17 protein-coding genes and 1 rRNA gene are annotated in these 22,216 nt (G+C 64.3%); 2 read left to right on the forward strand and 16 right to left on the reverse strand.

The window, feature by feature from the left end:
• Positions 1-307 precede the first annotated feature (307 nt).
• The 3 genes from K414_RS0118075 to K414_RS0118085 all read right to left on the reverse strand — a co-directional run bounded on the left by K414_RS0118075 (position 308) and on the right by K414_RS0118085 (position 4,353).
• A 16S ribosomal RNA gene (locus tag K414_RS0118075) occupies positions 308-1,826 on the reverse strand.
• 560 nt (positions 1,827-2,386) lie between these two features.
• Entirely contained in the window at positions 2,387-3,661 is a 1,275-nt protein-coding gene (gene tyrS, locus K414_RS0118080) for a tyrosine--tRNA ligase (protein WP_027497224.1), read from the reverse strand.
• A 38-nt stretch (positions 3,662-3,699) separates the two neighbouring features.
• Positions 3,700-4,353, reverse strand: coding sequence for a DNA-3-methyladenine glycosylase (locus tag K414_RS0118085; RefSeq protein ID WP_032365509.1), 654 nt, complete (start codon positions 4,351-4,353; stop codon positions 3,700-3,702).
• A gap of 37 nt (positions 4,354-4,390) precedes the next feature.
• On the opposite strand from K414_RS0118085, the gene K414_RS0118090 reads away from it, so the two are divergent.
• Positions 4,391-5,158, forward strand: a complete 768-nt coding sequence (locus K414_RS0118090) for an ABC transporter ATP-binding protein (protein WP_230591926.1) — start codon at positions 4,391-4,393, stop codon at positions 5,156-5,158.
• Complete coding sequence (locus K414_RS0118095; protein WP_027497227.1) at positions 5,155-5,910, forward strand: ABC transporter permease; 756 nt, start codon at positions 5,155-5,157, stop codon at positions 5,908-5,910. Before K414_RS0118090 ends, K414_RS0118095 begins: the two co-directional genes overlap by 4 nt.
• Before the next feature lie 10 nt (positions 5,911-5,920).
• Here the strand turns inward: K414_RS0118095 and K414_RS0118100 are convergent, their stop codons facing one another.
• From K414_RS0118100 to pheS, 13 genes are all read right to left on the reverse strand, one after another.
• Positions 5,921-6,127 carry a Trm112 family protein gene (locus K414_RS0118100; protein WP_027497228.1) on the reverse strand — a complete coding sequence of 69 codons (207 nt, stop codon included), beginning with the start codon at positions 6,125-6,127 and terminating at the stop codon, positions 5,921-5,923.
• Positions 6,128-6,231: 104 nt separating this feature from the next.
• Positions 6,232-9,249, reverse strand: coding sequence for an AMP-binding protein (locus tag K414_RS0118105; protein ID WP_027497229.1), 3,018 nt, complete (start codon positions 9,247-9,249; stop codon positions 6,232-6,234).
• A 101-nt stretch (positions 9,250-9,350) separates the two neighbouring features.
• A complete protein-coding gene (gene argH, locus K414_RS0118110) occupies positions 9,351-10,799 on the reverse strand; it encodes an argininosuccinate lyase (protein ID WP_027497230.1) in 1,449 nt (482 codons plus the stop codon).
• Positions 10,796-11,995, reverse strand: a complete 1,200-nt coding sequence (locus tag K414_RS0118115; protein WP_027497231.1) for an argininosuccinate synthase — start codon at positions 11,993-11,995, stop codon at positions 10,796-10,798. The genes argH and K414_RS0118115 overlap by 4 nt, the downstream gene beginning before the upstream one ends.
• A 52-nt stretch (positions 11,996-12,047) precedes the next feature.
• Entirely contained in the window at positions 12,048-12,536 is a 489-nt protein-coding gene (locus K414_RS0118120) for an arginine repressor (RefSeq protein WP_027497232.1), read from the reverse strand.
• 23 nt (positions 12,537-12,559) lie between these two features.
• Positions 12,560-13,495, reverse strand: coding sequence for an ornithine carbamoyltransferase (argF, locus tag K414_RS0118125; protein WP_027497233.1), 936 nt, complete (start codon positions 13,493-13,495; stop codon positions 12,560-12,562).
• A complete protein-coding gene (locus tag K414_RS0118130; RefSeq protein WP_027497234.1) occupies positions 13,492-14,697 on the reverse strand; it encodes an acetylornithine transaminase in 1,206 nt (401 codons plus the stop codon). Before K414_RS0118130 ends, argF begins: the two co-directional genes overlap by 4 nt.
• Positions 14,694-15,608, reverse strand: coding sequence for an acetylglutamate kinase (gene argB / locus K414_RS0118135; RefSeq protein ID WP_027497235.1), 915 nt, complete (start codon positions 15,606-15,608; stop codon positions 14,694-14,696). The genes K414_RS0118130 and argB overlap by 4 nt, the downstream gene beginning before the upstream one ends.
• Entirely contained in the window at positions 15,605-16,843 is a 1,239-nt protein-coding gene (gene argJ / locus K414_RS0118140; protein ID WP_051365154.1) for a bifunctional glutamate N-acetyltransferase/amino-acid acetyltransferase ArgJ, read from the reverse strand. The genes argB and argJ overlap by 4 nt, the downstream gene beginning before the upstream one ends.
• The gene (gene argC, locus K414_RS0118145) at positions 16,840-17,895 is read right to left on the reverse strand and encodes an N-acetyl-gamma-glutamyl-phosphate reductase (protein WP_027497237.1); all 1,056 of its coding nucleotides are present in this window, start codon (positions 17,893-17,895) and stop codon (positions 16,840-16,842) included. Before argC ends, argJ begins: the two co-directional genes overlap by 4 nt.
• Positions 17,896-17,947: 52 nt before the next feature.
• The gene (locus K414_RS0118150) at positions 17,948-18,502 is read right to left on the reverse strand and encodes a hypothetical protein (RefSeq protein ID WP_027497238.1); all 555 of its coding nucleotides are present in this window, start codon (positions 18,500-18,502) and stop codon (positions 17,948-17,950) included.
• A 69-nt stretch (positions 18,503-18,571) separates the two neighbouring features.
• A complete protein-coding gene (pheT, locus tag K414_RS0118155; protein WP_027497239.1) occupies positions 18,572-21,058 on the reverse strand; it encodes a phenylalanine--tRNA ligase subunit beta in 2,487 nt (828 codons plus the stop codon).
• 55 nt (positions 21,059-21,113) lie between these two features.
• Complete coding sequence (gene pheS, locus K414_RS0118160) at positions 21,114-22,181, reverse strand: phenylalanine--tRNA ligase subunit alpha (RefSeq protein ID WP_027497240.1); 1,068 nt, start codon at positions 22,179-22,181, stop codon at positions 21,114-21,116.
• Positions 22,182-22,216 lie beyond the last annotated feature (35 nt).

Here is a 22,216-nt window from a genome sequence, read left to right on the forward strand (position 1 = left end):
GAAGACTCACTGCACTACCAGCCACCGCCCGACTCTCCGAAAAGAACCGAACCATGCGATGTAAATGCAATCTCCCGCTTGTATATGTCTTGCCTAGAAAGAAACATGCTTTCGCGTGTTCTCTCAGGACCCAACAGTGCATCGATATAGTCCCTGCCGGCGAAACATGGTTTCGCGTTCTACAGGAACTGGTTGTCAGTGTTCCACCCGTGAGCACCGCCGGATGACGTATGCATCCGAAACGGTTTCTGTCGTGGGATCGTCTGCTGACTGTTCAGCAGTGCATCCGCACGAAGAGGCTCCTTAGAAAGGAGGTGATCCAGCCGCACCTTCCGGTACGGCTACCTTGTTACGACTTCGTCCCAATCGCCGATCCCACCTTCGACGGCTCCCTCCCCGTAAGGGGTTAGGCCACCGGCTTCGGGTGTTACCGACTTTCATGACGTGACGGGCGGTGTGTACAAGGCCCGGGAACGTATTCACCGCAGCGTTGCTGATCTGCGATTACTAGCGACTCCGACTTCACGGGGTCGAGTTGCAGACCCCGATCCGAACTGAGACCAGCTTTAAGGGATTCGCTCCACCTCACGGTCTCGCAGCCCTCTGTACTGGCCATTGTAGCATGTGTGAAGCCCTGGACATAAGGGGCATGATGACTTGACGTCGTCCCCACCTTCCTCCGAGTTGACCCCGGCAGTCTCTTACGAGTCCCCACCATTACGTGCTGGCAACATAAGACAAGGGTTGCGCTCGTTGCGGGACTTAACCCAACATCTCACGACACGAGCTGACGACAGCCATGCACCACCTGTACACCGACCACAAGGGGGACCGTATCTCTACGGTTTTCCGGTGTATGTCAAACCCAGGTAAGGTTCTTCGCGTTGCATCGAATTAATCCACATGCTCCGCCGCTTGTGCGGGCCCCCGTCAATTCCTTTGAGTTTTAGCCTTGCGGCCGTACTCCCCAGGCGGGGCGCTTAATGCGTTAGCTACGGCACAGATCCCGTGGAAGGAACCCACACCTAGCGCCCACCGTTTACGGCGTGGACTACCAGGGTATCTAATCCTGTTTGCTACCCACGCTTTCGTTCCTCAGCGTCAGTTGTTTCCCAGAGACCCGCCTTCGCCACCGGTGTTCCTCCTGATATCTGCGCATTTCACCGCTACACCAGGAATTCCAGTCTCCCCTGAAACACTCAAGTCTGCCCGTATCGCCTGCAAGCCCGAAGTTGAGCCCCGGGTTTTCACAAACGACGCGACAAACCGCCTACGAACTCTTTACGCCCAGTAATTCCGGACAACGCTCGCACCCTACGTATTACCGCGGCTGCTGGCACGTAGTTAGCCGGTGCTTCTTCTGCAGGTACCGTCACTCACGCTTCGTCCCTGCTGAAAGAGGTTTACAACCCGAAGGCCTTCATCCCTCACGCGGCGTCGCTGCATCAGGCTTCCGCCCATTGTGCAATATTCCCCACTGCTGCCTCCCGTAGGAGTCTGGGCCGTGTCTCAGTCCCAGTGTGGCCGGTCACCCTCTCAGGTCGGCTACCCGTCGTCGCCTTGGTAGGCCATTACCCCACCAACAAGCTGATAGGCCGCGGGCCCATCCTGCACCGATAAATCTTTCCACCACAAAACATGCAGCATGCGGTCATATCCGGTATTAGACCCAGTTTCCCAAGCTTATCCCAGAGTGCAGGGCAGATCACCCACGTGTTACTCACCCGTTCGCCGCTCGTGTACCCCGAAAGGCCTTACCGCTCGACTTGCATGTGTTAAGCACGCCGCCAGCGTTCGTCCTGAGCCAGGATCAAACTCTCCGTAAAAGACTCTCGATCAACAGTCGAAACTGCGAATCAGTCATAAACATAAAGAGTCAAATCACTAGCAAAAAAACTCAACTAGCATTTTCAAACAACACCCGACAACAACCACCACAAGCGGATGGCTGATACATCGAATGCTTTCACCAAATAAAATTCGGCACTGACATTCATCGACACACTGTTGAGTTCTCAAAGAACACGCACACACCATTCACGTCCGAGATGATCTCGTCGGTGTCCGGGGCAACCGTTCCAGCTTAGATCGGATGTTCAGGCTCAGTCAAACCGGCCTTCGATCCGCGGTTAAGACACAACTGAAGTAGTGTCCGAACCAGATTGTGTAGAGCGCGTCCGCTTCGCTCAGGCCTTGCGGTCTGGGCTGGCGTCCGTGTCGCTCTGACTTGGACAAAGTTACGCCCCGGATAACAACGCGTCAAATCCCCAGGTCGTTCGGACACAATCGGTGTGAACAGCCTGGTCGCGCTCGATGGATTGCCCCTCGAGCGGATGTCCAAACCAAATTACATCAATGTGACTCCGGCCACTGGCCGATCCTGGATTCAGCGAGCCACGCGTGCTCCCGCAAAGTTCCGCTTCCCGCGCCGGACCACCAACCATTGTCCGTGCAAGAGGTCGTCGCTCGACGGTGTCCAGTTCTCGTCGGCGATCTTGACGTTGTTCACCGCTGCCCCGCCCTCTTTGACCGCCCGTCGCGCAGCACCCTTGCTCTCGCTCAACCCTGTCGCGACAAGGAGGTCGACGATCGTGTTCGGAGCACCCACCTCGATGTCGGCCACAGATGCCTCGTGCAACGCCGCTGCCAGAGTGCTCTCGTCGAGGTCGGTGAGCTCGGCCCGCCCGAACAGTGCTTGGCTGGCGAGTTCGACCGAGCGAGTCGCCTCTTCGCCGTGAACCAGAGTCGTCATCTCTGCTGCCAGTCGCTTCTGAGCTTCTCGCGCGTGCGGTCGCTCCTCGGTTGCTGTCTCCAATTCGGCCAGTTCGTCCTGGGACAGGAAGGTGAACCAGCGCAGGTACTTGACCACATCGGCGTCACCGGTGTTCACGAAGTACTGGTACCAGGCGTACGGGCTGGTCATCTCGGGGTCCAACCAGAGACTGCCACCACCGGTGGACTTACCGAACTTCTTGCCGTCCGACGACGTGACCAGGGGAACGGTCAGCGCGTGAACCTGTTCGGCGTCCTGCCGACGGTTCAGTTCCACGCCGGCGATGATGTTGCCCCACTGATCCGAGCCACCGATCTGCAGACTGCAGCCGTACTCCCGGCGCAGCTGGACGTAGTCGTTGGCCTGCAACAGCATGTAGCTGAACTCGGTGTACGACATGCCGTCGCCCTCGAGCCGAGTCTTGACCGTCTCCCGCGCGAGCATGACGTTGATCGAGAAGTGTTTGCCGACGTCTCGGAGGAAGTCGATGGTGGACAGCTCCCCTGTCCAGGACAGGTTGTTGACCACCACGCCACCGGTAGGGCCGTCGTCCAGGTCTACGAACCGTTCGAGCTGCCCCCGGATACGCGACGCCCATTCGGTGACCACCTCACGGGAGTTCATGGTCCGCTCCCCCACATCGCGAGGATCACCGATCAGTCCGGTTGCGCCGCCCGCCAGAATGATCGGCCGATGACCGGCCCGCTGGAACCGCTTCAAGGCGAGCAGCGGAACGAGGTGGCCGGCGTGGAGCGAGGGTCCGGTCGGGTCGAAACCGGAGTACAACGTGATCGGCCCGTCCGAGGTGGCCTTCTTCAGTGCTTCCACGTCGGTGGACTGCGCGATCAGTCCGCGCCAGGTCAATTCGTCGATGATGTTCTCGCTCACGACGTCGATCTTCCCGCATGCACTTGCCGCCGCCTCGTTCAGCCCTCACGCAAGCCGGGCTGGGGAGCGCGGGGACTGCGCCGGTAGTTCGACACTGCAGGCGAGGCCGGTAGCCAGAAACGCCACGGTCTGTCTGCTGCCACGCTCACACCCACGCGTGGACCGACTTTCAACGCCTCGTCGCCCAGCGGATGTTCGAGCAGCTCGAGGGTGATCGGTGACGACGCGTCGAACAGATCGGTCCCGTTGTCGGCAAGTCCCACTCCGAGTGCTCGTCCGAGATTGCCGGGCCCTCGAGCCCACCCGGCCTCGACCCGCGCTGTTCGCGACTTTCCGCCACCGCGCCTGCCGTCGACGAGGTCGTGACCTGCAACTACCTGACCGGCTCGAAGCAGGACGGCAGCGGCCGTCCCGTCCGGCCCGCAACTGACGTTCATGCACAGGTGCATGCCGTAACTCAGGTAGACGTACAGCCGACCCGCCGGACCGAACATCACGGCATTTCGGGGTGTCGGACCACGGAAAGAATGCGCAGCGGGATCGGGCCACGGACCGTCGACCGGACCGCCGTATGCCTCGACCTCCACGATGCGTACCGACACCGCGCCTGCATGGACGGTGGCCCCGAGGACACGTCGGGCTGCGTCGTCCGGCTCTCCGATTTCCAAGTCAGCAGCGTTCACCCGTCCCATGATGCTGAACCCTTGACCTCGAGGCATCGACGGGGCTATGACTGCATCGATCGATGAAAGTCTGGAGGCCGACATGGCGTTCACCGGGCAACATGCCGTCGAGATCACAGGGTTGACGGTTCGCCGCGGCAACCGAACGGTGCTGCACAATCTGTCCCTGACGATTCCGCGGGCTGCCATCACCGGCCTCCTCGGCCCATCGGGCTGCGGAAAGACCACGTTGATGCGCGCCATCGTCGGCACGCAGATCGTTGCCGGCGGAACCGTGACAGTGCTCGGATGCCCAGCCGGCTCCACCTCCCTGCGCCGCACCGTCGGGTACGTGACGCAGGCACCGAGCGTGTACCGAGACCTCACCGTTCGCGAGAACGTGCAGTACTTCGGGTCGCTCTACGGTCGCCGCCACTCCGAGGTGGCGTCCGCCATCGCGGCTGTCGGACTCACCGACCATGCGGCGTCGCGGGCGGGTGAGCTCTCCGGTGGCCAACTGAGCCGGGTCTCCCTGGCCAGCGCGCTGGTCGCCGAACCCGAACTCATCGTCCTCGACGAGCCGACGGTCGGGTTGGATCCCGTCCTTCGCTCGGAACTGTGGTCACGATTCGCCGCAATCGCAGCGGTAGGTACGACAGTGCTGGTCTCGAGCCACGTGATGGAGGAGGCAGAACACTGCAGCCAGCTCGTACTGATGCGCGACGGTGCCGTCCTGGACCGATCGAGCCCCGAAGCGCTACTGGCGCGGACGAAGGAAACGAACCTCGACCGCGCATTCCTCTCGCTCATCAGATCCACGGAACAGACATCGTGAACGCACGAATCTACGCAGCGGGTACGGGTCGAATCCTGCGCCAGCTCAGAGCCGATCACCGATCGGTGGCCATGGTCCTGCTCGTGCCGTCTCTACTGATTGTGTTGCTGTATTTCCTGTACCGAGACGTCCCGGCTCCGCCGAACCAACAATCGTCGTTCGATCGAATTGCGATCACGATGCTCGGCATTCTGCCGTTCGTCGTCATGTTTCTGCTCACGTCGATCTCGATGCAGCGTGAACGCAGCACGGGAACACTCGAACGCCTGCTGACCACACCGATGTCCAAGATGGACCTGCTTGCGAGTTACGGCTCGGCGTTCTCGCTCGCCGCTGTAGGGCAGGCGCTGCTCGCGTGCGCACTCGCATTCGGATTGCTCGGGCTCGACATCGAAGGCTCGATCGGGTGGGTTCTGGTGATCGCGGTACTCGGGGCGATGCTCGGAGTGGCGATCGGGCTGTTGTGCAGCGCTTTCGCACGTACCGAATTTCAAGCGGTCCAGTTCATGCCGGTCGTCGTGATCCCGCAGCTCTTCCTCTGCGGGCTCCTGGTGGCCCGCGATCAGATGCCGAGTTGGCTCGGTGCAGTCAGCAACCTTCTGCCGCTGAGCTACCTGGTGGACGCCCTGCAGGAGATATCCGTCCACCCCGATGCAACCAAGCGCATGGGGGCCGACATCGCCGTGGTCGTGATGTTCACCGTGGCAGCGCTGACCGGTGCGGCAGCGACATTGCGTCGGCGGACACCATGAACGAGGTGGTCTAGGACGTGGCGCGCGCCAGAATCGACTCGTGCTCGGCGTCGTCGACATCGCGCGCATCGTCGGCGAGCAACACCGGAATGCCGTTCTCTATCGGATATGCGCGACGCAGTCGCGGGTTGTAGAGCAATTCGTCCTCGACGAGCAGGAGCGGGCCCTTGTCCACAGGGCACGCGAGGATGGAGAGCAGTGTCGAGTCGATTGCCACAGGTGTCCTTCTGTCTGCTCCGACCGAGTCGGAGTGATGGTCTTCGTTCACGCTACCGAACGCCGATTGTTTCCGTCGTCGGGGCCGCCGGCCGTTCCTTCATGTCAGGAAGACTTCTCGGCGGTGGCCTGACGTCCCACGAAGCGTTCTGCCACAACAGCTTTCGTCAGTCGTCGGTAGCTGTTCGACTCCGGATCGTAGTACCACGATCGTGCGCTCGGAGTAGGAATTCCTGCCTGTTTCAATGCAGACGCGTTGGGTCGATAGGCGCGACCGACCGGGATGTCGGACACAACGTGGACGATCGCCGGGCGCTCGTCCGGAAGCAGGACTCCCAGGGCATCGGTGAGAGCGCGAGCGGTGATCACCGCTTCCGGCTGCAGGGAGACAGCACACACGGCAACCTCGGTGGCCGACGCTTCCATGCGGATCGACCGTGGCCCGTCGACGGCAACACGAACCCCGTAGACCACGGCCGAACCGACCTGATCGAGATCGCCGACGGCGTCGACGATCGGCTGGGTGTACACCGGACCCCGCGCCGAGCGAACAACGGTGTCCTTACGATCGATGAGCCAGTAATCGCCGTCCGAATCACGCCGGAACAGGTTCTCGGTGGGTATCCACGCGTCGGTGGGCTCGAAGACCCCACGCATGACATGGCTGGTCGCTTCACCGTCACCACTCGGGCGGCCCAGGAGCAGCCCGATCTCGTCGTCGCGGCACTGCCGCACGAATCCGTCGTCGTCCTCTTCGAGTCGGCCGGTGATCGGGTCGTACGCCGCCAGAGCCACTCGCGCACTGCCGGGCAGAGGGCGTCCCTTCGAGCCGATCTTCGTCCCGGCGACATTGGCCAGAATGACGTCGTTCTCGGTGGAGGCATAGAACTCGAGCACTCGCGCCGGGGTGAACTTCGCCAGGGTGCGACGCCACAATCCCACCGGCATACCGGAGCCGATGAACAGCCGAACCGGGTGACCGGTGTCGACCGGGAAGCGCCCGTCGTCGACGATCTGCTGCATCATCGTCCAGGTGTAGCTGACGACAGTGACGCCGTAGCGGTACACCTCTTCCCTGAAGCGCTCGGGATCGAGACCACGGGAGAGCGCGATCCTCGATCCGCCGGCAAGCGCGCCGCCGATAGTCACGAGTATGCCCGCCGAATGATGGAGCGGTGCAAGGCAATACACAGTATCGCCGGGACCGAGAGCAGCCGTCGTCGCGGTACCGAATGCGGACAGTGCCCAGCGATGGTTGGTGATGTATCGCGGTTCGAGACCACGGTCGGTGGTGGTGAACAGAATCATCGCCAGTTCGCGAGCGCGACCGGGATCCGGCTCGAACCAGGCCGGTAGCCGGACGGCGTCGGGGTCGATGGCTTCGAGGTCGATCACTTCGTAGCCGTCCGGAACATCGAGCCGCCGCGTCTCGCCGCCGCCGAGCACCAGCACGTTGGGCGCGACCGGAACGGCCGCCGCGGCATTCTCCGGATCGGCGATCACAGTGTCGACGTCCACGGTGCGTAACGCGGCAGTGAGGTCGCTACCCGGCTGCAGCAACACCGGAACAGCGCCGATGCGCGAGAGAGCTGCGATGGCGGCGAGGGCACTCGGCCTGGTCTCCATCAGCACACCGATGCGCGATGCCGGCCGTACACCGACACTGATCAGACCTCGAACCACGTTGTCGATACGCACGTTGACGGCATCGTAGGTGTGCACTCGGTCGTCGAAGAGGAAGCACTCGCCGAGCGGGGACTTTCTTCCCTGCTCAGCGATCAAGCGGCCCAACGAGACCCGACTGTGCGGCTGCATCTGCCCCAGCCGCGCCAGCCGCGGAAGGGTGCGCACGGCCTCGGTCGAGATCTCACGAGTGCCGCGCACGGCACCGGTCGCGGCCGAGGCCAGTCCGCGTCCTACACCGACTCCCACTTCGGCGATGGAGGCAGCGGTGTGAATGAGCCTGTTGGTGATCGACACTCCGCTGTCGCTGTCCGAGTGCTCCTCGTGTTCCATGACGCGCACGGCCTCGGGCTTCGGTCCGAGGTTCTCGCGCCACCGAATCCAGTTTCCGGTGGTCGGCCATGTCTGCGCAGCTGCCGTGCTACCCACCACGAGACCGAAATGTCCTGCACGCAAGGTCGTTTCGAATACCTGAGCACGCGGTGCGGCACGCCGGATTCCGCGCACCGCCAGCGGCTGTCCGATGTCGTCCACCTCGCCGACGAACGCCAAGACCGGCACCGTCAACTCGGCAAGCGTCAACAGCCTGTCCTTGATGACGAAGCCGCCGGTCATCATGCGGTTGTGCACGACGAACTGCTTGAGCAACTCGGCCACGGCGGGCCCGGACCACGCCACCCAGCCGTCCATCGCCAGGAAGCGGCGCTGCGGCTCCCGAGGCAACAGTGCTTCCCGATCGTGCAACTGTCGCAGGAAATCCAAACGAGACCGCACGGTCTTCGCCGGGTCGAGTAGCTGAAATCCCGTCCGCGCCATCCACCCCGACACGGCCAAGCGCGTGAATACATGGTCGGCGAGAAACTCTGCGCCCCGAGTAGCGACACCGGCCGGGATACCCAACGGCAAGCCGGCCAAGGTGTCGACCGGAGCCCCGAACGTGATGAGGCTGGCCAGGTTTCGTCCACCTCGATAGGCGGCAGCCTGGTAGCAGAACATGCCGCCCTGCGAATACCCGCCGAGGTGAACGTCGCGGCCGGTGTGCTCGTGCACCTTGTCCACGACCTCGCTGATGGCGACGACGTGATCGGCCAGAGTACGGCTCCACCCGCCCTCTTCGGTATCGGGCGAACCGAAATCGACCACCCACGGGTCCATGCCCATGCCGTGCAGAATGCCGGCCGCACCTTGATCGGTGGTGACGTCGTACACGTCCGCGGAGACCATCATCGGCGGAATCAGCACCACCGGAGGACTGTCCACGGGAACGTCGTCGGGGAAGTAACGCCGCAACCGATACATCGGCTCGCGGTCCATCACCCGGAAAGGCGACGGATCGACCTCGGTCTCGAGTCCACCCAGCCGGATGACCTCGAGGCCGTTCTGGGCCGTTGCGATAGCACGCCGCAGTGGACCACGTACCGCGTCTGCATTCAGTCCCACAAATACACTCCTGCGTTCGGCCCCGACGGAACGACCGACATCGGTCTTCGCGTGACGAAAGCTTCTCACATCACACTCGTGGAATACGGCGAGGATGTCGACTAGTGCCGCAACACCGGCACCTCGGCCCACGCGCGCAACGTCGACGCAGTCGCCCGCACACCACCGAGCTGGTGCGCCACCTGAACCGCCGCGGTGCCGCCGCGAGCATCACGCGAGGAAATGGAGCCCTCCACGGTGAGCACCTCGCGCACCGCCGGAGTGAGCGCCGGATCGATCGACGCGAGCTCGTCGTCGGTCAGATCCACCAGCCCGACGCCCCGCGCTTCCGCCGCGCGCACGCAGGCTCCCGCTGCCTCGTGAGCTACCCGGAACGCAATCCCTTGCCGCACCATCCATTCGGCGATGTCGGTGGCGAGCGTGAACCCGGCCGGCGCGAGTTCGGCCATGCGATCGGTGTGGAACTCCAATGTCGCCGTCAAACCGGTGAGTGCCGGGAGCAGCAACTCCAGCTGAGCCACCGAATCGAAGACCGGCTCCTTGTCTTCCTGAAGATCCCGGTTGTACGCCAAGGGTTGTGCCTTGAGGGTGGCCAACAGGCCGGTCAGATTTCCGATCAGGCGGCCCGTCTTGCCACGAGTCAACTCCGCGACGTCGGGATTCTTCTTCTGCGGCATGATCGAACTGCCCGTCGACCATGCATCTGCAAGAGTCACGTAACCGTATTCGGGTGTGCTCCACGAGATGACCTCCTCGGCGAACCGAGACAGGTCCACCGCCGTCATCGCCAATACGAACGCGGCTTCCGCCGCGAAATCACGCGAGGACGTGGCGTCGATCGAGTTCTCGGCGGACGAATCGAACCCGAGTTCGGCGGCGATCTTCTCGGGGCTCAGACCGAGCGAGGAGCCGGCCAGAGCGCCGGAACCGTAGGGCGACACCGCCGCTCGCCTGTCGAAATCCGCGAACCGCTGGACATCACGCAGCAGCGGATGGGTATGTGCGAGCAGATGATGCGCCAACAACACCGGCTGCGCCGCCTGTGAATGAGTCTTGCCGGGCATGACCGCGGTGGGGTGAGCCGCAGCCTGAGTTGCCAATGCGTCCACGACGTCGAGAACACCGACCGCCACCCGACGGACGGCGTCGCGCAACCACATCCGGAACAGGGTCGCGACCTGATCGTTGCGTGAGCGGCCGGCGCGCAGGCGACCACCCACCTCGGGTCCGACCCGGTCGATCAAACCGCGTTCGAGGGCGCCGTGCACGTCCTCGTCCGACTCGGCCGCGACGAACTCACCGGACGCCACGTCGTCGGCCAGCCGCTGCAAACCGTCGAGCATGGTCTCGAGGTCCTGCGGGGTCAGCAGTCCGGCACCGTTCAGAACCCGAGCGTGCGCCATGGACGCACGGATGTCGTAGGGCGCGAGAACCCAGTCGAAGTGTGTCGATTTGCTCAGGGCAGCCATGGCAGCCGCGGGGCCGGAGGCGAAGCGCCCGCCCCACAGCGAGCCTTCGTTGGTTCCGTGTGCGTTGCTCGAAGTGGTCACAGGCCCAGGTCCCGCTTCGCTGCGATCTTGGAGGAGAGCCCGTGCAGCTGCACGAATCCCTTGGCCGCGGACTGGTCGAACGTGTCGCCCTCGTCGTAGGTAGCGAGGTTGAAGTCGTACAACGACTCCCCGCTGCGACGGCCGTTGACAATGATTCCGCCCGCGTGCAGCACCAAGCGGATGTCGCCCGAGACGTGTTCCTGCGTGTGCTGAACGAACGTGTCGAGTGCACCCTTGAGCGGCGAGTACCACAGGCCGTCGTAGACCAGCTCGGCCCACTTCTGGTCGGTATGACGCTTGTAGCGGCCGAGTTCGCGCTCGAGGGTCACGTGCTCGAGTTCTTCGTGCGCACGGATCAGGACCATCGCACCGGGAGCCTCGTAGATTTCACGGCTCTTGATGCCGACGAGCCGATCCTCGACGACGTCCAATCGGCCGACACCCTGAGCGCCCGCACGGGTGTTGAGTTCTTGAATCGCACCGAGCACCGACACCGGACGGCCGTCGATGGCGACCGGGCGACCCTTGTCGAACGTGAGGATCAGTTCGTCGGGTGCCTGGAAGTTGACCGTCGGATCCTCGGTGTAGTCGTACACATCCTTCGTCGGCGCGTTCCACAGATCTTCCAGGAAGCCGGTCTCCACTGCTCGTCCCCACACGTTCTGGTCGATGGAGAACGGTGACTTGGTGGTGACGTTGATCGGAATGTCGTTCTCCTCGGCGAACGCGATCGCCTTCTCCCGGGTCCACGCGTAATCGCGTACCGGTGCCAGCACTTCGAGCTCGGGAGCGAGCGTGTTGAAGCCGACCTCGAACCGGACCTGATCGTTGCCCTTGCCCGTGCACCCGTGGGCGACGACGGTTCCGCCGTGCGCACGTGCGTTCTCCACCAGATGCTTGACGATCAGCGGGCGGCTGATGGCCGAGACCAACGGATACCGATCCATGTACAGCGCGTTCGATTGCACCGTCGGCAGGCAGTACTCGTCGGCGAACTCGTCCTTGGCGTCGACGACGACCGATTCGACTGCGCCGCAGTCCAATGCGCGCTGGCGGACGACATTCATGTCCTCACCGCCCTGGCCGAGGTCGATGGCAACAGCGACGACCTCCTTGCCGGTCTCCCGTCCGATCCAGCTGATGGCGACAGAGGTGTCGAGTCCGCCGGAGTAGGCGAGGATGACGCGTTCGGCCATGGTGATGACGCTCCTTCGTGGTTCGTGTGGTGCAGTGCGGAGTGACCGGATCTCAGTTTCCGCGTCGAGCGAGCTTTTCTATCTTGTCGGCGATCTCGCCGCCGGTGGTCGGTTCACGGGCGATGAGCAGGATCGTGTCGTCCCCGGCGATCGTTCCCACGACTTCCGGCAATGCAGCACGATCGAGGGCGCTGGCCAGGTAATGCGCAGCTCCGGGCGGTGTCCGCAGAACTGCCTGGTTTCCGCTGTGATCGGTGGACACCAACAGCTCCCCCAACAGCCGCAGGAGACGGTCGGTTCCGCCCGACACCCCGCGCACCGGGCTGCCGTCCTCGGGGACCACGTACACCCCGACGCCGCCGTCGGGAGCGCGCAACTTCACCGCACCCAACTCTTCGAGGTCACGCGACAGCGTCGCCTGGGTGGTGTCGATCCCCTCGGCGGCGAGCAACGACGCCAGCTGCGGTTGACTGCGCACCTGATGCGTGGCCAGCAACGCGATGATCCGCGCCTGTCTGCCCGCGCGGGTCGACGCGGTCAGCGGAACCGCAGTGACGTCGTCACTCACGGTCGCCGAGCCTGCTCGAGGAGCCAGACCAGTAGTGCTTTCTGCGCGTGCAGACGGTTCTCGGCCTCGTCCCAGACGACACTGTGCGGACCGTCGAGCACCTCGTCGGTGATTTCCTCGCCGCGGTGGGCAGGAAGGCAATGCAGCACGACCGCATCGGATTTCGCCTTCGACAGCAGCTCGGAGTCGATGCGGTAGGGCCGGAACGGAGCGACTCGATCGAGTCCGTCGTTCTCCTGACCCATCGATGTCCAGGTATCGGTGACGAGAACGTCGGCACCGTCGGCGGCCTCGTCGGGGTCTTCGGTCACCGTGATGGACGCTCCGGTCTCCTCGGCGCGCGCACGTGCGGCATCGAGGACGTAACCGAGTGGTGCGAATTCCTTCGGAGCGGCGATCCTGACATCGAGTCCCGCGGTCACTCCGCCGATGAGAAGCGAATGTGCCATGTTGTTGGCACCGTCGCCGAAGTACGCCAGCGTCCTCCCGGTCAGGTTTCCCTTGTGCTCGATCAGCGTCTGCAGATCGGCGAGGACCTGGCAGGGATGGAATTCGTTGGACAGCGCATTGACGATGGGAATCGTTGCACCCGTTGCCATCTGCTCCAGTCGCTTCTGGCCGAACGTACGCCAGACGACCGCCTCGACGTAGCGGGACAGCACGCGGCCGGTGTCCTGCAGAGTCTCCTCGCGTCCCAGTTGAGTGTCGCTTCCGGTGACCACAACGGCGTGGCCGCCCAACTGCGCAATGCCCAACTCGAACGAGAACCGAGTTCTGGTGGAATTCTTCTCGAAGATCACACCGACGCCCTTCGGCCCCTCGAGCGGCCGCTTGGAGAACGGAGCCCGCTTGATCTCGGCCGCGAGCGCCAGGATTTCTCCCTGCTGCTGCGGGGTGATGTCGTCGTCGCGAAGGAAGTGCTGAACGGTCATGGCTGGTGTGCCTCCTGTGCTGCGTCGAGAATTGCCGGTAGTGCCGAGACGAACGACGCGGCCTGCTCTTCGGTGATGATCAGCGGCGGTGCGAGCCGCAATACGTCTGGTTGCGCTGCATTGATCAGGAAGCCTGCGTCACGGGCCGCCGCCTCGGCCGCAGGCGCAACTGCGGCCGTGAGCACCACTCCGAGCAGAAGCCCGGAGCCCCGAACATGGCTGACGAGAGGGTGTTCGAGAGCCTCGATGGAATGAGCGATGGTCTTGCCGAGACTGTCGGCGTGCGAAACGAGGTCGTCGGCGGCAATGGTCCGCAACACAGCCAACGCAGCAGCGGCGCAGACCGGGTTGCCGCCGAAGGTGGTGCCGTGCTTGCCCGGATGCAACAACTCCCCCGCCGCCCCGATACCGATGCAGGCTCCGATGGGCAGACCCCCGCCCAGTCCTTTGGCCAAGGTGATCACGTCGGGCACGATGCCGACCGACTGGTGGGCGTAGAACCAGCCCGTGCGGCCGATACCGGTCTGCACCTCGTCGAGGACCAACAGCGCGCCGTGCTTCGCCGTGATCTCACGTGCGGCAACGAGATACCCGTCGGGAGGAACGACCACGCCGCCCTCCCCCATGATGGGTTCGAGAAACACTGCGGCGGTGTCGGAATCGACGGCTGCCTCGAGCGCGGCGATGTCTCCGTAGGGCACGTGCTGGACACCGGCAGGCATGGGTTCGAACGGAATTCGCTTGTCGGCTTGTCCGGTGAGCGCCAGTGCACCCATCGTCCGTCCGTGAAAGGCCTTCTCGGCGGCAATGATGTGGGGACGACCGGTCAGACGCGCGATCTTGAACGCCGCCTCGTTGGCCTCGGTACCCGAGTTGCAGAAGAACACTCGTCCCGTCGCACCCGCACCCAGATGTGCGAGCAATTGCTCGGCCAGTTCGATACCCGGTTCCGTCGCATACAGATTCGACGTATGACCCAGAGTGGAGAGCTGAGCAGTGACCGCCTCGATCACCGCAGGATGAGCGTGGCCCAGGATATTGACGGCGATACCGGCCAGCAGGTCGAGGTACTGCTTGCCGTCGGCGTCGGTCACCACAGCGCCTTCGCCTCGGACGAGCGCTACGCGCGGCACACCGTAGTTGTCCATCAGCGACGTGGACCACCGCTGCTGTAGATCGACCGTGGACTGCGTGCCGGTCATGACGTGACTCCTGACGTAGACGAGTGATCGGGGGTGACCATGGTGCCGATCCCCTCTCCGGTGAACAGCTCCACCAGAACCGAATGTTCGACGCGACCGTCGATGACGTGCGCCGACGGCACACCGGCACGAACGGCCCGCAGGCACGCTTCCATCTTCGGAACCATTCCCGCATCGAGCGTGGGCAGCAATGCGTCGAGTTCCGACGCGTCGATTCGAGAGGTCAGGGAACTGCGATCGGGCCACGCCGTGTAGAGACCCTCGACATCGGTGAGCACGACCAACTTCTCTGCCCCGATCGCACTGGCGAGAGCAGCAGCAGCGGTATCGGCGTTGATGTTGTGCACCACGCCGTCACTGTCGGGTGCGATGGTGGAGACCACCGGAATGCGGCCTGCGGCAATCAGATCGAAGATCGCCTTCGGATCTACCGAGGTGACGTCGCCCACCAGACCGATATCGGTATCGACGCCGTCGACCAGGACCGAACGACGCGTCGCGGTGAACAGGTGTGCGTCCTCCCCCGAGATTCCGACGGCATACGGCCCGTGACTGTTGATCAAGCCGACGAGTTCACGGCCGACCTGCCCGAACAGCACCATCCGAACGATGTCCATGACTTCCGGTGTGGTGACCCGAAATCCGCCGCGGAACTCACCCGTCAGGCCCAGCCTGGTGAGCATGGCCGAAATCTGCGGGCCTCCGCCGTGCACGACGACGGGGTGAATTCCGACGGTGCGTAGAAACACCATGTCGGCGGCGAACGCTCGTTTGAGATCGTCGTCGATCATGGCGTTCCCGCCGTACTTCACTACGACGATCTTGCCCGAGAAGCGCTGGAGCCAGGGCAGCGCCTCGGCGAGCGTGAACGCCTTCTGCGCTGCCGTCAATTGCGTTGCAGCAGCAGTCATGACGAGTACGCCGAGTTCTCTTCGACGTAGGCGTGGGAGAGATCCGTCGTTCTGATCGTGGCCGTACCGGACCCGAGTCCGAGGTCGATGGTCACGGCGATATCGACTCCCGACAGGTCGACCTCGCGCGCACCCGGAGCGCCGACGCCGTCGATGCACACCGGATTGCCGTTGAACGACACAGCAATCCGATCCGGATCGAGTTCGATCGGAGCAATACCGATCGCCGCGAGTACACGGCCCCAGTTGGGGTCCGAACCGAATAGGGCCGTCTTGGTGAGACTGTCCCTGGCGACCGTCCTCGCACCGACGAGAGCCTCGTCCTCGGATACTGCACCGGAGACGGTGATCTTCACTCGCTTCGTGACGCCCTCGGCATCGGCCATCATCTGATCGGCGAGGTCGTCGCATACCGCCAGAACAGCAGCGTCGAGGTCCTCCTGCGACGGGCTCACACCGCTCGCCCCGGAGGAGAGCAGCAGTACCGTGTCGTTCGTGGAGGATGCGCCGTCGACGTCGAGTCGGTCGTAGGACAACCGGGTGGCCGCACGAAGCGCGGTGTCGAGCTGCTCCGCGGTCGCGACGGCGTCGGTGGTGATGACACTGAGCATCGTGGCCAGCGAGGGTGCGAGCATGCCCGCGCCCTTGGCCATGCCACCGACATTCCACTTGTCTGCGTGATGAATCGCGGCCTGCTTCGGAACGGTATCGGTGGTCATGATCGCGTAAGCGGCATCGGTGCCACCGGAGATACCGCCGGCCAGTTCGTGCACCACCTCGGTCACCCCCGGCAACAGCTTGTCCATCGGCAACCGATCGCCGATGAGACCTGTCGAGCACACGGCAACCTCGATGGCCCCTGTTTCCGAACCCCAGTTGCTCAACACGGACGCGACCTCCTCGGCCGTCCGATGCGCGTCCTGGAAACCGGGTGCACCGGTACAAGCGTTGGCACCGCCCGAGTTCAACACCACCGCGCGAAGCCGACCGGTGGTGAGCACCTGCTGCGACCACAGCACCGGCGCGGCCTTGACCTTGTTGCGGGTGAAGACGCCCGCTGCCGTGAAGTCCGGGCCCTCGTTGAACACCAGAGCCAGATCGGACCTGCCACTTGCCTTGATACGCGCGGGAATCCCGGCCGCACGGAATCCGGCGGGAGACGTCACGCCCTGGGAACGCACGAGCTTCCCCGCGATCGAGGCGACCGTATCCGTCTCGCTCTTCAGGCCGGTCATGGAGCAACTCCTACGGTAGAGAGACCGTCGGTCTCGTCGATTCCCAACGCCAGATTCATCGATTGCACTGCTGCACCGGCTGTTCCCTTGGCCAGGTTGTCGATGGCCGCGATGACCACCAGCAAGCCGGCGTCTGCATCGACGGACACACTCATCTGCACGGCGTTCGATCCGATGACCGAACCGGTCTGCGGCAGCCGCCCGGCCGGAAGAACATGAACGAAAGGCTCTGCGGCATAGGCCTTCTCGTACACCTCGACGGCCTGAGCCTCGGTAGCGGTGGTCACGGCCGTACAGGTGGCCAGAATGCCACGCGGCATCGGCGCGAGTACCGGAGTGAACGACACCGACACGTCGGTTCCGGCCACAGCCGACAGGTTCTGCACGATCTCGGGAGTGTGCCGGTGCGCGCCTGCTACCGCGTATGCGCGAACCGAGCCCATCACCTCGGAGCCCAGCAGGTCGGCCTTGGGTGCCCGGCCCGCACCGGACGTGCCGGTGACCGCAACGATGTTGACCCGTGGCTCGATGATTCCGGCGGCAACTGCCGGGGCCAGGGCTAGGCTCGACACCGTCGGATAGCACCCGGGCACGGCGATACGCGTGGCCCCGACCAGGAGCTCGCGGTGCCCCGGTAGCTCCGGGAGCCCGTACGGCCAAGTCCCCGCATGCGGGGACTTGTAGTACTTCTCCCAGGCTGCCGAGTCGTTGAGGCGGAAATCGGCACCGCAGTCGATGATCACCACGGATTCGGGCAACTGGAGCGCGAGTTCGGCGGATTTACCGTGCGGCAACCCGAGGAAGATCACGTCGTGTCCGGCAAGTTCGTCGACCGTCGTGGGGCCGAGCACACGGTCGGCAAGCGGCAACAGGTGGGGATGGAACTCACCCAGTGTCGCGCCTGCATTGCCACCCGCAGTCAGCGCTCCGATGACCAACGAGCCGTCGCGAACAGCTGGGTGGCCGAGCAGCAGGCGAAGGATCTCACCACCGGCGTAGCCACTGGCACCCGCCACCGCGATGCGCTTCGGCGTTGCCTCCGAAATAGTCATGCGGTTTATTATGCAGCATCATGCAAGCTCATTCATCGGCGGGCCGGAAACGCTAGCTGCTACCCATCGATCTACGAATTTCGTCGAGCTTCTTTCGGCCGGCTTCCTGCCGATCGTTCCACTGTTTGTCCAGGTCCTGACCGGCTCTCGATTCCCGGTCCAGCTCCTCCGCCCCGACAGCCGTACCCGAGCGATGCTCCACCTTCTCTCGCACCCCATCCCAGGTCGGCACCCCGGAGTCGGTGAACTCGCCCGTAGTCGCACCGCCGACATAACCCCCACCCCCGCCGACGGGAAGGTCGTCGACCAATTCCGCATCGATGACGCCCGGCACCGTTCCGCCCAACGGAGCTCCCGGTGGTGGATCGCCGAGCGGCTGGTCGATACGAGGTTTCGTCACCTGCGGAACATCCACATCGGGAACGGTTCCCGGCGGGACGCCGCGATCCGGACCGGCGGGCTCGGGTTCCGCCGTCCCCAACTCGGCCGCCAGAGCGGATGCCGCCGCTGCCACCGGAGCCAACCGAGGTCGGCCGGCCACCGCCGCGAGAACCTCGTTCAACAACTGCAGATCCGAGGCCGTGGCCTGCGTGTCGGATTCACTCATCGGCTGCTCCCGTCGTCGTGCCCGTCATGACACCACGCTACGCACAACACTAGCCGCGCCGTCGACGGTTCAGCTGCGCAGCTGGGCACCGACCGCTGTGGATGCCGCCGCCACGGCTGCGTCGCGAGCCGCCGTCGCCTGATCCTCGGTCAGGGTTCCGTCCGAACCGCGGAACCGGAGGGCGAACGCCAACGACTTACGCCCCTCGCCGACCTGCTCACCCTCGTAGACGTCGAACAGTCGGATGGACTCGAGCAGTTCTCCACCGCCGATCGTCAGCGCAGCCTCGACGGACGCAGCGGGCACGGACGCGTCGACCACGACAGCGACGTCCTGCAACACGGCCGGGTATGGGGATACCTCGGGGGCCGGAAGCGATTCGACGACGGGCAGAGCGCTCAAACTCAGCTCCACCGCACACGTACGCGGCGGCAAACCGGCTCGCTCGAGCACGGCCGGATGCAGTTCGCCTGCGTGCCCGACGACCTCACCGCCGAGAAGAACCTCGGCGCACCGGCCCGGATGCCAGGGAAGGTGGTGTGCTGCACGAAGATCGACGTGCACGCCGGACGCCGCGGCAACCGTGCGCACAGCGGCGAACGCGTCTGCGGCCTCGGCTGCTCGGCCCGGTCCCCAGGGCCCGGACGGCTCACGCTGACCGGCGAGCACCACGCCCACGTGTACCGGCTGTGCGGGGAGGGACCCACGGAGCATCGCGATCTGATCGTCGGTCGGTCGCCGATCGACCGGCAACGCGTCCACCGCAGCGGTCGCGTCGTGCCGGAGAACGACCTGGGCGATTCCGAACAACGACACGTCCCGCTGACCGCGCGCGATGTTCCTGCTCAGCATTTCGAGCAGACCGGGAAGCACAGTCGTCGCAAGCTCGGGGCGGTCGGCCTCGAGCGGGTTCAACACCGACGTCGTCGCTCGGCGCGGGTCGTCCGCGTCGAGGCCCCACGTGTCGAAGATTCCCTTGGGCAGGAACACCGGCGGAAGAACTTCGACATAGCCGGCGAACGCAAGGGCCTTGCCGACTGCCCGCCGACGCTTCTGCTCGGCGGTGAGGCCGCGCCCACCGGGAGCGGACGGCAGAATCGACGGGATCTTCTCGAGCCCTTCGAGCCGCAGCACCTCTTCGACCAGATCGGCGCGCTGCACCAAGTCGGGTCGCCACGAGGGAGGATCGACGACCAGTTGTCCGTGGCCGCCACCGTCGACATCCACCTCGACGGTGCATCCGATCTGAGTGAGCCGTCGAGCAGCGGTCCCGTCGGGGTACTGCACACCCGCGATCCGATCGGGCAGGTCGAAGTCCATCGTCACCGACGGGAAACGGGCAGCCTCGCCGATGTCGGTCAGCACCGGTTCGATACGTCCACCGGCGATCTCGACGAGCAACTGTGCGGCCCGATCGAGCGCCGCAACCGGGAGCGCCGAATCCACAGTCCGCTCGAAACGTTTGCTCGCCTCGCTCGACAGCTTGTGGCGACGGCCGGTTCGGAACACCGCGAGCGGATCGAACGATGCTGCTTCGAGAACGACATCGCTGGTCGAGTCGTCGACCTCGGTTGACGCCCCGCCCATGACGCCGGCCAACGAGATGGCTCCCGTTCCGTCGGCGATGACCACGTCTTCCGCATCGAGCGACCGCTCGACGCCGTCGAGCGTCGTGAGCGTCTCCCCAGCATTCGCGCGCCGCACGACGAGATCACCGTCGAGCTTGCTCGCGTCGAAAGCATGCAACGGCTGGCCGAGCTCGTGGAGCACGTAGTTGGTCACGTCCACCGCCGCCGAGATCGGTCGCACCCCGGCCAGCAGCAATCTCCGCTGCATCCACCAGGGAGTGACGGCAGCGGGATCGATACCCACGACCTTGCGCAGAGCGAACCGAGAAGCACCGGACTCGGGCTCGACCGTCACGGGCCAGGCGTCACCGGTGACCTCGGTGGGCATCGTGCGCGCCGGATCCACATACGGAAGATCGAAGCTGCACGCCAACTCACGGGCCAGGCCGCGCACCGAGAAGGCGTACCCGCGATCCGGTGTCACGTTCAGCTCGATCACCGAATCATCGAGACCCAGAACGACTTTGGCATCGTCGCCGGGCTGCGCAGTCCCTTCCGGTAGCACCATGATGCCGGAGTGGTCCCGGCCGAGACCGAGCTCGAGCGTCGAGCAGATCATCCCGTTGGAGTTGCGGCCGTAGGTCTTGCGCGACGCGATGGCGAACCCGCCGGGCAGAACGCTGCCGGGCAGCGCCGCGACGATCAGGTCACCCTCGGCGAAATTGCGTGCACCGCAGACGATCTCCTGCGGCTCGTCGGCCCCCACGTTCACGAGGCAGAACCGAATGGGCTTCTTGAATTCGGTCAGTTCCTCGATCGACTCGACCCGACCCACCACGAGGGGCCCCGTCACGTTGTCCAACGAGACCAGCTCCTCGACCTCGAAACCGACGCGTACGAAACCCGCGTCGAGCTCGTCGGGCGAGACGGACCAGTCGGGAGTACCCGCGTGCAGGACCTCGGTCAACCAGGAATGTGGGACTCGCACGTGTGCTCAGCTCTTTCTTGTATCCGAGATGAAGTGGGGCTGGAGAGTGGCCGCGTCAGGCCTGAACACCGAAGGGCAGAGTGAACCTGATGTCTCCCTCGACGATGTCCCGCATGTCCGGGATGTCGTTGCGGAACTGCAGAGTTCGCTCGAGACCCATGCCGAACGCGAAACCGGTGTACACCTCCGGGTCGATGCCGCTGGCCTGCAACACCTTCGGGTTGACCATTCCGCAGCCACCCCATTCGACCCAACCGGCTCCACCCTTCTTCTTCGGGAACCACACATCGACCTCGGCGGAGGGCTCGGTGAACGGAAAGTAGTTGGGCCGCATCCGAGTGCGCGTATCGCTGCCGAACAGAGCCTGCGCGAACGCGTCCAACGTTCCGCGCAGATGCGCCATCGTCAGGCCCTTGTCGATCGCGAGCCCCTCGACCTGATGGAAGACCGGAGTGTGCGTCGTATCGAGCTCGTCGGTACGGAACGTTCGGCCAGGGCAGACGACGTAGATCGGTACGTCGCGGGAGAGCATCGACCGCACCTGCACCGGCGACGTGTGTGTACGCAGTACCTGCCGCGAGCCCTCCGGTGCGATGTGGAACGTGTCCTGCATCGTGCGAGCCGGGTGATCGGGCAGGAAGTTCAACGCGTCGAAGTTGAAGTGCTCGGTTTCCACCTCGGGGCCTTCTTCGACCTCCCAGCCCATACCGACGAAGACATCGGCGACCTGCTCCGAGATGATCGTGATGGGATGGCGCGCTCCGACGGGTGCCCTGTCGGTCGGCAACGTCACGTCGATCGTCTCGGCCACGAGAATCGCTGCATCGCGCTCCGCCGACAGCACTGCGCGGCGCTCGTCGAAGGACTTCTGCACCCGGTCTCGTGCCACCTTGACGCGCTTGCCCGCGTCCGCCTTCTGGTCACCGGGTAGAGCTCCGAGGGCGCGCTGAGCCAACGCCAGTGGCGCCTTTCCACCCACGTGATCGATTTTGACCTTCGTGAGCGCATCGAGGTCCGACGCGTCGGCGAACGCCTGCTCGGCCGAGTCCACCGCAGCGTCGAGTGCGGACTCTTCGAGAACGCTCGGATCTACCGGCTCGGGCCCGGACTCTTTCTTCGCCACGACAGATGCACTCCTCGAATAATGGTCGGTCTGCA

Source organism: Rhodococcus sp. JG-3 (genome assembly GCF_000482405.1).
In the GTDB taxonomy this organism is placed as follows: domain Bacteria; phylum Actinomycetota; class Actinomycetes; order Mycobacteriales; family Mycobacteriaceae; genus Rhodococcoides; species Rhodococcoides fascians.